Origin of the sequence: Pollutimonas nitritireducens (assembly GCF_002849615.1) — a bacterium.
In the GTDB taxonomy this organism is placed as follows: Bacteria; Pseudomonadota; Gammaproteobacteria; order Burkholderiales; family Burkholderiaceae_B; genus Pollutimonas; species Pollutimonas nitritireducens.
This window is the reverse complement of record NZ_PDNV01000015.1, coordinates 32,396-45,413: the sequence shown is the minus strand read 5'-3', so window position 1 is coordinate 45,413 and position 13,018 is coordinate 32,396. Positions and strand designations below refer to the sequence as shown.

Here is a 13,018-nt window from a genome sequence, read left to right as displayed (position 1 = left end):
CCTCGCGCTACGCGAGCTCGTACACCGTCTGACCTTGCAGACGAAATGCAGTGGTCAGATAGGTGAAATTCTCGGAGTGACCCGCAAATAACAAGCCGCCCGGCTTCAGCATGGACGCAAAGCGCTCCAGAATGCGTGTTTGAGTCGGCTTATCGAAATAAATCATGGTGTTGCGACAGAAAATGGCATCGAACTTCTGATCGGTGGGCCAGTTGCTGGAAAGCAGGTTGAATGTCTGGAATCCGATCATGTCGCGGATGGCCGATTTGGCGCGAACCATGCCGACATGCCGCCCCATGCCACGCTGGAAGTACTTCTTCAGATAGCCCTCCGGTATGGGCTGCACGCGTTCCAGCGAATACACCCCTTCCTGCGCGCGCTCGACAGCGCGCGTGTCGATGTCGGTAGCCAGTATCGAAACACCGACATCTGGCTGCGGACATGATTCGCGCAAGGCCATGGCGATGGTGTAGGGTTCTTCGCCGGTGGACGATGCAGCGCACCAGACCGAGAACGGCTTCTTGCGCGACTTCGCGAACTTGGCCAGGATATCGAAATGGTGCTGTTCACGAAAGAATGCGGTGTGATTGATCGTGAAGGCGTTGACGAACGCTTCCCACTCGGGCGAGTGCGGATTCTGCTCAAGGTGATCCAGGTACTGCTTGGCGCTACCCATTCCCAGGGCCTTGGCGCGCATGCCCAAAGTACGCGCCGCCATCTCGTGCTTATGATTACCAATCACAATACCGGCTCTGGCGCGCAGCACACGGGCGGAGCGCTCAAAGTCGTGCTGCCCGACCTCGACAAGGACGGGCATGGTGAATATCGATTGCGATTGAGGCGATGACATGCTTTCAGGAATGCGCGAGCGCTCCAAGAGATTGCGTCAGGCCCGAGGACTGGGGTTCTGACCTGGAATGCTTGAGCTGGTTGGCCGTCACATCGATAACTTCGTTAGTGTTGATTTTGAAAACGGCCACTGCCTCGGTCAGGCGAGAAGCCTGGTCCTGAAGGGAGCCGGCAGCGGCAGCCGCCTCTTCGACCAATGCTGCATTCTGCTGCACGGCAGCGTCCATTTCGGCCACCGCCTTATTGACTTGCTGGATGCCATCCGATTGCTCGTGAGATGCCGCCGATATTTCGCCCATGATCGCCGTGACCCCCTGGACGGACCCCACAACTTCCTGCATGATTTCGCCGGCCACGCTGGCCTGCTTTGATCCGGCTTGCACCTTGATCAGCGATGCTTCGATTTGCTCCTTGATTTCCTTGGCGGCTCCAGCGCTGCGCTGCGCCAACGAGCGCACCTCGCTGGCCACCACGGCAAAGCCTCGACCCTGCTCGCCTACCCTGGCTGCTTCCACCGCCGCATTCAGCGCAAGAATATTGGTCTGGAATGCAATGCCATCGATAACGCCGACGATCTCAGCCATCTTGGCCGAGCTGACGCATATTTCGTCCATGGTGGAAACGACAGTGGCCACTGCGACGCCGCCGCGTTCGGCGACTTCCGAGGCATTCTTGGCCAACTGGTCGGCCTGTTCTGCATTATCGGTATTCTGGCGTACGGTGCTGGCCAGCTGTTCCATGCTGGCTGCCGTTTCTTGCAGCGCAGCCGCCTGCTGTTCGGTGCGACTGCTGAGGTCGGTGTTGCCCATAAAGATCTCGCGCGAGCCCAGCGTGATTTCCTCGACCCCCTCACGCACCGCACTGACCGTACGGGTAAGACTATCCTGCATGCGGCGCATGGCTTCGTACAGTACCCCTATTTCGTTGCGCGACGCGACATCGACGCGCTGCGTAAAGTCTCCGCCGGCGATCCGGTCGAAATGGGTGCCTGCAGAGCGCAGGGGACGCAAGACCATGCGATTCAGAAAGGCATAGGTAACCAGGGCAATGGCGAGGCAGACCAGCATGGCCACCGATACCAGTTGAATGACCAATTGATACTGCCGGTCTTCACGTTGATAGGCTTGGTCGATAAGGCGTTGCTGGTAGTTCTGGAGGCTGCTCAAGGAACTGTAGAGATCTTGCTCCAAAAACAGCGTCGTCCCGCCCAGGAAGGTATGGTATTCCTTCACCTTGCCCGAGGCCAGCATGTCGAACAAGGGTTCGACGCCACCGCTCATCAGCGTGGTGTAGCCTTCGACCACCCGTGCATAGCTGCTTTCCGGATCGGGCACGCCTTTGATGAGCTCGACAAAACCGGAAAAGCGGGCCTGGGACTGGTTGAATTCGCTTCGTGCCGATGCCAGCAAGGCGTTGGTTTCGTCGCTCAGCGCGGCGGCGTCGGTATTTTTTGCGCCCCCCCACTCGGCGGCAATGGCATTGGCCTGTTGATCGCTGTTGACGATGAAGCTTGCGACGGTACGGCCCAGCCCGGTCTGTACATTCTTGTATCCGTCGATGGACTCGTACAAGGCAGACCCGAGGCGTTGATTCTGAACGATATTGTGCAACGACATATTACCGGCGCGCAGGGACAGCACGCCCAATGCGGCGCCCGCGACAAGCATTAGAAGAAAGAAGGCCAGGACCAGGATCAAACTGGTTCGAATCTTCAAATTGGAGAACAGCGAAAACTTTCGCATACCACAATGCCCTTTTTTCTATTTATCAGCAAATGCAAACCTTGCCCGAGCTGAATCAGACTGCCGCGCTTTCGACGAGTGCCATTTCTTCGCTGGTCATCAATTTCTCGATGTCCACCAGAATGAGCATGCGCTCGCCTATGGTGCCGATACCGGTCAGATACTCAGTGGAAAAGGCGGTACCGAACTGCGGCGCGGCACTGATGTGGCCGGGCTGCAGCATAAGAACGTCGGAAACGCCGTCCACCACCACGCCCACGACACGGGTCTTGAGGTTCAGGATGACCACGACGGTCTGGTGGTTGTACTCGACCGTTTCAAGATTGAACTTGATACGCATGTCGACGATGGGAACGATGATGCCGCGCAAGTTTGTAACGCCCTTGACGAACGATGGAACATTGGCGATGCGTGTCACTGTCTGTGCGTCATAGCCGCGAATTTCCTGGACTTTCAGGATGTCGATACCATATTCCTGCGCAGCCAATGTAAACACCAGGAACTCCTGGCCGGTGGTGTCCACCTGGGTAGAGTTGGACTCGAATTTGTTGAACATGGTTTTCTCCGAAACTTTAAAGAGGCGTTAGATCGTTGTTTTGTCGCGTGTGAAGCGCATCAGGGCAAACACGTCGACAATCAAAGCGACACTGCCATCGCCCAATATGGTGGCTGCCGAAACGCCCGGTATCTTTCGATAATTGGACTCAAGGTTCTTTACCACGACCTGGTGCTGCCCAATAAGATGGTCGACGAGCAAGGCAAAGCGGACGTCCTGCGCCTGCAGGACGACAGCAATCGATTTTGTGATGTCAGTTTCCGCGCCATCCACCGCAAACACATTATGCAAAGCCACGATGGGAAGGTATTCACCCCGAACCTGCAATACATGTTCGGTATCGGAAATGGAACGGATCTGGTCCGGGCTGGGCTGCATGGACTCGGTGACATGGCTGAGCGGCAAGATGAAGGTTTCTTCCCCCACGCGCACCGACATGCCGTCAAGTATGGCCAGCGTAAGCGGCAGGACAATACGGGTGGAGGTACCCTGGCCCAGGCGCGATGACAACTGAATATGCCCGCCCATGGCCTGGATATTGCGTCGCACTACATCCATTCCCACGCCGCGACCTGAGATATCGGTAACCTTTTCGGCTGTGGAGAACCCCGGCGCAAAAATAAGCTGCCACAATTCTTCATCGGGGGTGTTCTCGCTGACCGCCATGCCTTGTGCCATGGCTTTCTTGAGTATGCGCTCGCGGCTGAGACCCGCGCCGTCGTCGGCGACCTCGATGACGATCTGCCCGCCGTGGTGCTGCGCGGACAACAACAGATTGCCCTCCGGACTTTTGCCGGCTTCAACGCGTTTCTCCGGCGATTCAATGCCGTGGTCGATACTGTTGCGCACCAAATGGGTGAGTGGATCGATAATGCGCTCGATCAGGCTCTTGTCGAGCTCGGTGGCCTGGCCTTGCGTGGTCAGCTTGATCTGCTTGCCCATCTTGCTGGCGCTTTCGCGTACAACGCGCGGGAAACGGCTGAACACGTAATCCATGGGCATCATGCGTATGGACATGACAGCCTCTTGCAGGTCGCGCGCGTTGCGGTCGAGCTGTTCAATGCCATTGAGGAGGCGATCGTGCAGTACCGGATCCAACGTCGAAGCCGTCTGGACCAGCATGGCCTGGGTGATGACGAGTTCGCCCACCAGGTTGATGATCTGGTCGACTTTCTCGACACCCACCCGAATCGTGCTGCTGTTGGAGGCCGCCGCTGGCGCCTTGCCTTCTGTCTTCGCGGCAGGACTGGCCGCGGCCGACGCGACCGTGGCGGGTATAGCAGCAGGTGGCGGAGGCTCGGCTGCCGATGCCGGCGACGCGGCTTCAGATAGGGAAGTTGCGGCCATTCCAACGGCCGCCGGAGCGCCGGCCGCCGTGTCGATGGCTGCCAACAGCGTGGCGCCAGCCGTTGCAGGCAATGCCTCGCGCGTGATCTCGACTTGATCGGCATTGACGATGAAGCAACACACCGCTTCGAGGTCGCTGGCCGAGGCCGTGGTATTCAGCCATATGGACAGAGACTTGGCGGTACGTTCCTGGTGCAGCACATCGCCCAGCAAGGCCATCTCGTCGGCCAACGCCGCGGCGTCTTTCGCGTCCAGACTGTTCACGCGGATGTGCAAGGGCAGGCCAGCCGTACTGGCAGCCGGCGCACCGGCTGGAGAAGATGGTGGCGCAACGACAGGCGCCGCCGCTACCGGTTGGAGAACAGCAGACTCAGGCGCAGCGGCCGGTGCCCCGTTCTGCTCCTGAGCCAATTGTCGAAGCTGTGCGCAAATACGCTCGTAAGCTTCCGAATCAGGTTCATTTGAATTGCGATAAGCCGCCACTTGCGCTGTCAGCACATCTTTGGTTTCCAGGAAGAGATCGATCATATCTTTACGCAGGGGCATCTCGCCCCGACGGATCAGATCAAGCAGGTTTTCAAGAAGGTGGGTAGTATCGGCCAATTGTCCAAAACAGCCAAAGGTGCCGGCTCCACCTTTAATGGAGTGAGCAGCCCGGAAAATGGCATTGAGCTCGTCGTTATCCGGGTTCGCAAGATCGAGACCGAGCAGCAATCGCTCCATGTCGGCCAATAACTCGTCAGCTTCATCAAAAAATGTCTCGAAAAACTGACTCAGGTCAACGCCGGTACTCATGATCGCTTCCTTTTACTGTAGAGCTTTGTCATCTGGATAATCGCTTTCGGAACTGATTCATTGTTAAGGCCGTCTCGACCCGCGCGGTACATTGCGCAAGCAGGTGACCGCGCACGGACAAATGCCCGCACGCGTTCGTTGGATTTACGGTCGCAAAGGCGTGGCCGGTAGCGTGGGCATGTCAGGAACGTTGACGCTCGCGGCCGGCTCCATGATTTCCTTGAGGTTGTATGCCGTCGTTCCGGATGCATTTTGCTCGTCGATGCGCCGTTCTGCCTGCTTGTTGAGCACAACGACACTGATACGCCGATTAACGGCAGCCAAGGGATTATCTTTAATGAGGCTTACCGAGGACGACATGCCCAGAACCCGCTTTACCTTGGTTTCCGCCATGCCGCCTATAACGAGTTCCTTGCGCGCCGCGTTGGCCCGGTCGGCAGACAGTTCCCAGTTACTGTAGTAGCGCTCGCCCGCTGCATATTGCATGGAGTCGGTGTGGCCGGCCACACTTACGCTATTGGGCAAATCGTTCAACAGGGGGCCCAACTCGCGCAGAATGTTGCGCATGTAGGACTGCATGATGGCGCTGCCGGTGGCGAACATTGGACGATTGTCTTTGTCGATGATCTGTATCCGGAGTCCGTCGGGCGTCATATCAAGGAGCAACTGTGGGCGAAACGCGAGCAACACCGGGTCAGTCTGGATCAGTCTCTCGATCTCGGCTTTCAAATCCTCCAGCCGCCGTGTATCGCGAATGTCGCCTTCGGTACGCGTGTCGCCTCGCGACGAGATAGGGTTCACATTCGGTATGGGACTGGGTGATCCGCCCGGTATGACTGTGCTTCCGGTATCGTTTCTTTTACCGCCTGTGATGGCTTCCATCAGGGGCATGCGAAAATACTCTGCCATTTCCTGGAGGTCTTTCTGCGGGACCAGCGATACCAGCCACATCACCAGGAAAAACGCCATCATGGCCGTCATGAAGTCGGCGTAGGCAATTTTCCAGCTGCCGCCGTGCGGGGCTTCATGCCGTCGCTTGGCGCGACGGATTACGATCCGGGGTTCGGATTTGTTCATAGATCCGCCCGCTACGCTTTCTTGCCGGGAGCGCGGGTTTGACGCACGTGCTCTTCAAGTTCCATGAATGAGGGGCGCAAGTAGGAATACAACACTTTGCGGCCGAATTCCACTGCCAACTGAGGCGGGTAGCCATTCATGCTGGCCAATAGCGTGACCTTGATGCATTCCAAGACTTTTTCCGAGGCAACCGAACGACGCTCGATTGACGCAGCGATCGGTGCGACAAAACCATAGGCCAGCAAAATACCCAGGAAGGTCCCGACCATGGCCTTGGAGATAAGGTCGGCCAGAATGGCCGGAGGCTGATCGACCGACGCCAGGGCTTTGATGACTCCCAGCACAGCTGCCACAATACCAAACGCGGGAAGAGCATCCGCCACCGCCCGTAATCCCACGGCGGGCACATTTTTCTCGTTGTGGTGTGCTTCTATTTCCTGGTCCATCAACGCTTCGATTTCATGCACGCTCATGTTGCCGCTGATCATCAGACGCAGGTAGTCAGTGATGAACTCCATGAGGGCGGGATCGTTCAACACAGCGGGATACTCGGTAAAAAGCGGGCTGGTTTCAGGCTCTTCGATATCGGATTCGATGGACATCAGGCCGTCACGACGCGCCTTGTTCAGGAGCACGTACATAAGGGCCATGAGCTCCATGTACAGTTCCTTGCTGTAGGGATTCTTCCTGACAATCTGGGGCAAGGCCGAGAACAGCATCTTCATCGACTTGCCGCTGTTGGACGCTATATAGGCACCCAGTGCGGCGCCTCCTATCAATACGAACTCGAAGGGTTGATACAGCGCACCCAGATGTCCGCCCAGGGCAACGAAACTACCGAATACCGAGACAAAGACAATTACAAACCCTAGCAGAATAAACACGGATACGCCCTAGATAAACACATATGCATATGATCCGTTCTTTTTGCTTACCAAAAGCGCCCTTCAAAGGGTGTTTTCAAGCCCAAATCCCGGCTCTGCTACGAAAAACCGCCCGGAAAATTTCCAAGGCGGCAGAAAATTGGTAAAGAAGGCCCTGTTGCGGGCTAAGCCAGACTGGGAACCGCCATAGCGTGCACGGCTGTAACTTTGGCCGGACGGCGAGATTTTCCAGCGACGAGTTGGGCCACGACTTCTATGTCGATAAGCGGACTGGCGGAGGCAACTGCCTTTTTGCAAGCGGCGGCATGCGCGCGGGTTTTGCCCGCCCGTGGTGGTGGACGGCAGATCGCGCAAATAAAACCCTTCTGAGGGTCATGCGCATGGGCGACGAAACCGCCTTTGCATCGTTCGCAATACGAAAGCTGCAACATGCTGCTGTCAAAGAATCGAACGAGCATCCATGCGCGCGTGAAACTCAGCACAGGCTCGCCAAATGGCTCGTCCGCTCTGCCGGTTGAGGCCTGCTCCAGATAGAGACGATATGCCTCGACCAGGGCCTGCGACTTCTTGGCTGGACTGCGGGTATCCATAAACTGATAGATGCTATGAAACACACTTGAATGGATATTGGGCAGCCAGGTCATGAACCAGTCAACCGAAAATGGCAACATGCCTTTCGGTGGCGAGCAGCCTTTCACTTCCCGATACAAACGTGCGAGGCGATCGTAGCTGAGGCTGGTTTCAGCCTGCAGTACCTGCAGGCGCGCACCCAGCTTGATCATTTCCGAAGCCAAAAATATTTCGCTGGCTTCCTTGGCGACACTTTTGCTTGCCATGAGTATGTCTTCTGATCGAATGATTAAGCGGGCTGTGTGGCAGCACGCTGGGCCAGCAATATGGTGGAATGCGCCTGCTGCAATACGCCCCCGAGCACATCCTGCGTCAATGAAGACAGAAGGTCGTAATCGTTAAGGCGGAACCCGCATATCAATGAACTGGAGCCGGCCAGCTTTACGAGCTGGGCCGGAGACAAACGAAGTACGATATCGGCCACATCGGCGTTGAAACCAAGACGAAACATACCGGCGGAGAAGTTTTCCCGCAGAAGTCGTTGCGCCAACATCAGATACGACAGATTAACTTCGTGAATATCACGCAACGATGAATTTTCCGACATGGACATGCCCAACTCCTAGGATGTGACCGCTTGTTTTTCCAAAACGGTGGCTTACTAACTTTTTCATGCGATTTATGAATAAAGCCGCAAGCAAATAGTATCAAAAATCGACAACTATTTACATTGTGCACGTCAAACTTTACAAATTTTAGTCGCAGTTTCCATATTTGCTTACCTAATTGTGTCTTAAAGATACAACCGTATCGCTCCAACCCGAGTACTACATTGTATGCAGGCTGTTTTGCGAGAATAATACGACGATGACGATAGCCTTGCGTATCTCCTTTCCACTGCGACTGATCGCGACAGTAACCGTGTTACTGGTGCTGGGCGGCTGCGCCGGCTCAGGCGGACAGCAGGGTCAGCGCCCGTCACGTCCACCCGTCGTCGTTGACGCGGAGCATCGCAACGAAGTAGTGATGACAGCATTAGCCTTGCTGGAGTCGCACTATAAGTACGGTGGCTCGGCACCCATCAACGGATTCGACTGCAGCGGCCTGGTCGCCTATGTATTCAACAATGCGGCCGGCCAGGCGCTCCCGCACAACACCGCCGCAATTGCCAGCCTGAGCCGCCCAATAGCCAGAAGAAAACTCAAAGCCGGAGACTTCGTGTTCTTCAACACGCTGAATCGGCCTTTCTCACATATGGGTATCTATCTGGGAGACGGCAACTTCATCAACGCCCCGTCTTCGGGCGGTCGGGTGCGTATCGATTCGCTGGGCAATCCTTATTTCGCCAAACGCTTCGAGTCCGCCCGCACCGTGTTCGATAGCTAGTCCGCGTGCGTCCAGCCGCCGATGTATCAGGAAGGCAAACGCAGATACTGCTTCGTAAGCCGCAGGAAAGCATCCAGTTGCGGATCCACCCCAGTTTCCTCTTGCATCAGCGCCGCCACCGCCGGCGCAAGGCTGGCCGCCAATCTGGCATCCAGGAACAATATACGCGAGCGTCGGGCCAGGAAATCTTCGACTGTGCGGGCGTATTCGTAGCGTGCGGCAAAGCGCAGCATAGCAACGCTCAGCCCCGGAGCGAGCAGCGTTTCGTTTCCGGGCAAGGTCAGCACGCACTTCGCTTCGCTACCATAGGCATCCAGCCCGGGTACCGTTGCCATTGACGTACGGGCCTGCCCGTTTTCTTGTGCGCCCAGCAGTAGGAAATCGCTGGTCTCGGACGGCGGCAGGCGAGGCAACAATCCATTCTGGACACATTTTTCCAGGACGTCCTCGGCCATCGCGCGATACGTCGTCCATTTCCCGCCAGTAACAGTTACCAGCCCGCTCGGACTGACCAGCACGATATGTTCGCGGCTGATCTTCTTGGTGGCGCCTCCTTCGTTTTCCGGCGGTCGCACGAGCGGTCGCAATCCTACCCATATGCTTCTAACGTCGCTGCGTTGTGGTGCGCGGTCCAAGTATTTGCCGGCCTCGCCCAGAATGAAGGCGACTTCCTCTGCAAAGGCATCCGGCTCGCGCGACAGATCCTGGCGAGGCGTATCGGTGGTGCCCAGGATGACCTTCCCCAGCCATGGAACTGCAAACAATACGCGTCCGTCCTGGGTCTTGGGAACCAGCAAGGCGTGATCGCCTGGGAGGAACTCTTTGTCGACAACAAGATGCACACCCTGGCTGGGCGAGACCATGGCCTGCGTGTCGCGGCCGATGGCGGCACCATCTTTCTGGCGTATCTGGTCGACCCACACACCGGTAGCATTGACGACGCATTTGGCCAGCACCGTGTAGGGCGTGCCGGTTTCGGCGTCTTCGCACTCCACCCCCGCCACCTTGCCGTCTTGATGAACGAGCCCGGTGACAGGACAGTAATTCAGCAATAAGGCTCCCTGCGAGGCAGCCGTTCGCGCCAGCGTCACGGCCAGGCGCGCGTCGTCGAATTGACCATCCCAATACTTCACGCCTCCTTTGAGGCCCTGGGTCTTGACACCGGGCAGGCACTGGCCCGCCTGACTGGCACTGAGAAACTGCGTGGAGCCCAAGCCAGCCTTGCCCGCGAGGGCATCGTACATCTTCAGGCCCACCCCATAGAACGGCGTTTCCCAGCACTTGTAGCTGGGCATGACGAAAGGCAGCGGACGCGCCAGGTGCGGCGCGTTGTGCAACAGGGTGGTTCGCTCATGCAGGGCTTCGCGCACCAGCGCGATATTGCCTTGCGCCAGGTAGCGTACCCCGCCATGTACCAGTTTCGTGGCGCGCGACGATGTACCCTTGGCAAAGTCATGGGACTCCAACAAGACTACTGAGAGACCGCGCAAGGCGGCATCAAGCGCCACGCCCAGGCCAGAAGCCCCGCCCCCGATGATTGCCAGGTCGACTTGGCCGACGCTGGCCAAGGCGGCCAAAAGCTGCGTCCTGTTGGACGGCGGGGGAGTAACAAGTGTTGTCATATAAGCGAAACCAAATAATACGGGGCAGCCTAAGTGTAGAACACCGGCGTCAGCGTACCCGACCTTCCTTCCATGCACTCAGCAAGGCGTCGTAGGCAACGGTTTCACCTTTGGGGCTTTCGTTAGCCAGCTTTTTCCATGGCGCCTGCTTGTCGCTCAGCCATTTTTCCGGATCGCTCTTGGGGTTCAGCTTTGGCGCGCATTGGCTCATACCCGCCCGCTCCAGCCTGGCCATGACAGCATCCATTTCTGTTGCCAGGGTATCCATGGCTTGTTGAGGCGTGGTTTCGCCGGTGATGGCCGTGGCCACATTTTTCCACCATAGCTGGGCAAGCTTGGGGTAATCGGGTACGTTGGTTCCAGTGGGCGTCCATGCGACCCGCGCCGGACTGCGATAAAACTCGATGAGGCCGCCATACTTGTCGGCATTCTTCGTAAAGTACTCGCTGTGAATATCGCTATCGCGAATAAAGGTCAGCCCCACGATGGATTTCTTCAGCGACGTGGTTTTGGCTGTCACGAACTGCGCGTACAACCAGGCCCCGGCAATTTTCTTCGGATCATGATTCTTGAAGAAACTCCAGGAACCGACATCCTGGTAACCATTCTGCATGCCATCCTTCCAGTAAGGACCATGAGGTGCGGGGGCCATGCGCCATTTTGGCGTACCGTCTTCGTTGACCACGGGAAGGCCTTTCTTGGTCATGTCAGCGGTGAAGGCCGTATACCAGAAGATCTGTTGGGCAATCTGGCCTTGTGCCGGGACCGGGCCCGATTCGCTGAACGTCATGCCTTGCGCCTGTTTGGGTGCGTACTTTTTCATCCAATCGATGTATTTGGTCAGGGCGTAGACGGCGGCGGGCGAATTGGTGGCACCGCCCCGCGATACGGAAGCGCCCACTGGCGTGCATTTGTCGTCCGCAACGCGTATGCCCCATTCGTCGACAGGCATTCCATTGGGCGTTCCCTTGTCGGCAGTGCCGGCCATGGACAGCCAGGCATCCGTGAAGCGCCATCCCAGCGATGGATCCTTCTTGCCGTAGTCCATATGTCCATATATAGGTTGACCATCGATTGTCTTGACATCGTTGGTGAAGAAGCTGGCGATGTCTTCGTAAGCGGTCCAGTTGACGGGTACGCCAAGGTCGTAGCCGTACTTGGCCTTGAACTGGTCTCTCAAGTCTTGCCGCGCAAACAGATCCGCACGGAACCAATAAAGGTTTGCAAACTGTTGATCGGGAAGTTGATAAAGCTTGTCGTCGGGCGCGGTGGTGAATGAAGTGCCAATAAAATCCTTGATATCCAGTTGAGGATTTGTCCACTGCTTGCCCTCGCCATTCATGTAATCCGTAAGCGACAGCATTTCGCCATAACGGTAGTGTGTTCCTATCAGGTCGGAGTCCGAAATCCACCCATCGTAGATGGACCTGCCGGATTGCATGGATGTCTGCAATTTCTCGACAACATCGCCCTCCTGGATGAGATCGTGGTTCACTCTGATACCGGTGATTTCCGCAAACGCCCTAGCCAGCGTCTTGGCTTCGTATTCATGCGTCGTAATCGTTTCAGATACGACCGATATTTCGTTGACGCCCTGCTCCTTCAATTTCGCTGCAGCGTCGATGAACCACTTCATTTCGGCCATTTGCTGATCCTTGGACAGCGTCGATGGCTGGAACTCGTTATCTACCCACTTCTGGGCTTCGGCTTCGCCTGCATACGCCTGGCCGGAAAGCAGGCAGGTTACGGCGAATGCCAGTGCGGTACGGTGAAATAACATTATCGTCTCCTTGATGGATCATGTCCCCGCTCATTCCATTGCCCTGCCGCGCTGATCCGGGGGATAAGAAAACCGCGCGCAACCACAAATAAACGTTATCCCTTGCGCATGACCAGCGCGAGAACCAGCATGGACACCACGAAACTGATCCAGACAGAGGGTTCCTGGGAAAGCCCAAGCCAGTGAGCCAGCTTGCCGCTCAGTCCCAGGAAACCCAAATTGATGTACGCGGCAAGTAGCAAACCCATGAACAGGCGGTCGCCGCGCGTGGTCGCCATGGGCAGGAAGCCTTTGCGCACGGTGGTGGGCTGCTTTATTTCCCACAGCGTCATGCCCACAAGCATCAGTGCTATGCAAATGAAAAATACGGCAGTGGGTACGGTCCAGACCATCCAATCCAGCATGGCGCT

The 13,018-nt window shown here is 56.8% G+C and carries 12 protein-coding genes; 1 reads left to right on the top strand and 11 read right to left on the bottom strand.

Translation table 11 applies throughout. The annotated features are described in order from the left end of the window. Nucleotides 1-7: 7 nt before the first annotated feature. The 8 genes from CR155_RS19345 to flhD form a co-directional block, all read right to left on the bottom strand. Complete coding sequence (locus tag CR155_RS19345) at nt 8-850, bottom strand: CheR family methyltransferase (protein ID WP_102071683.1); 843 nt, start codon at nt 848-850, stop codon at nt 8-10. Nucleotides 851-854: 4 nt separating this feature from the next. Beyond that, nucleotides 855-2,591 carry a methyl-accepting chemotaxis protein gene (locus tag CR155_RS19340; RefSeq protein WP_102071682.1) on the bottom strand — a complete coding sequence of 579 codons (1,737 nt, stop codon included), beginning with the start codon at nt 2,589-2,591 and terminating at the stop codon, nt 855-857. A gap of 55 nt (nt 2,592-2,646) precedes the next feature. After that, on the bottom strand, nt 2,647-3,147 hold the full coding sequence (locus CR155_RS19335; RefSeq protein ID WP_102071681.1) for a chemotaxis protein CheW: 501 nt from the start codon (nt 3,145-3,147) through the stop codon (nt 2,647-2,649). 27 nt (nt 3,148-3,174) lie between these two features. Continuing rightward, nucleotides 3,175-5,289, bottom strand: a complete 2,115-nt coding sequence (cheA, locus tag CR155_RS19330; protein WP_102071680.1) for a chemotaxis protein CheA — start codon at nt 5,287-5,289, stop codon at nt 3,175-3,177. Nucleotides 5,290-5,433: 144 nt separating this feature from the next. Then, nucleotides 5,434-6,366: a flagellar motor protein MotB gene (gene motB, locus CR155_RS19325; RefSeq protein ID WP_102071679.1), complete on the bottom strand. Its 933-nt coding sequence runs from the start codon at nt 6,364-6,366 to the stop codon at nt 5,434-5,436. An 11-nt stretch (nt 6,367-6,377) separates the two neighbouring features. Next, nucleotides 6,378-7,250 carry a flagellar motor stator protein MotA gene (gene motA, locus CR155_RS19320; RefSeq protein ID WP_102071678.1) on the bottom strand — a complete coding sequence of 291 codons (873 nt, stop codon included), beginning with the start codon at nt 7,248-7,250 and terminating at the stop codon, nt 6,378-6,380. 164 nt (nt 7,251-7,414) lie between these two features. Then, on the bottom strand, nt 7,415-8,086 hold the full coding sequence (gene flhC / locus CR155_RS19315; protein WP_102071677.1) for a flagellar transcriptional regulator FlhC: 672 nt from the start codon (nt 8,084-8,086) through the stop codon (nt 7,415-7,417). A gap of 23 nt (nt 8,087-8,109) precedes the next feature. Beyond that, nucleotides 8,110-8,433, bottom strand: a complete 324-nt coding sequence (flhD, locus tag CR155_RS19310) for a flagellar transcriptional regulator FlhD (protein WP_102071676.1) — start codon at nt 8,431-8,433, stop codon at nt 8,110-8,112. Between the two features lie 254 nt (nt 8,434-8,687). On the opposite strand from flhD, the gene CR155_RS19305 reads away from it, so the two are divergent. After that, on the top strand, nt 8,688-9,206 hold the full coding sequence (locus CR155_RS19305) for a C40 family peptidase (protein WP_102071675.1): 519 nt from the start codon (nt 8,688-8,690) through the stop codon (nt 9,204-9,206). A gap of 26 nt (nt 9,207-9,232) precedes the next feature. Here the strand turns inward: CR155_RS19305 and CR155_RS19300 are convergent, their stop codons facing one another. From CR155_RS19300 to CR155_RS19290, 3 genes are all read right to left on the bottom strand, one after another. Continuing rightward, the gene (locus CR155_RS19300; protein WP_102071674.1) at nt 9,233-10,828 is read right to left on the bottom strand and encodes a glycerol-3-phosphate dehydrogenase/oxidase; all 1,596 of its coding nucleotides are present in this window, start codon (nt 10,826-10,828) and stop codon (nt 9,233-9,235) included. Between the two features lie 49 nt (nt 10,829-10,877). Continuing rightward, the gene (locus CR155_RS19295) at nt 10,878-12,608 is read right to left on the bottom strand and encodes an ABC transporter substrate-binding protein (RefSeq protein ID WP_102071673.1); all 1,731 of its coding nucleotides are present in this window, start codon (nt 12,606-12,608) and stop codon (nt 10,878-10,880) included. Between the two features lie 95 nt (nt 12,609-12,703). Then, complete coding sequence (locus tag CR155_RS19290) at nt 12,704-13,012, bottom strand: DUF2160 domain-containing protein (RefSeq protein ID WP_102071672.1); 309 nt, start codon at nt 13,010-13,012, stop codon at nt 12,704-12,706. Between the last annotated feature and the right edge of the window lie 6 nt (nt 13,013-13,018).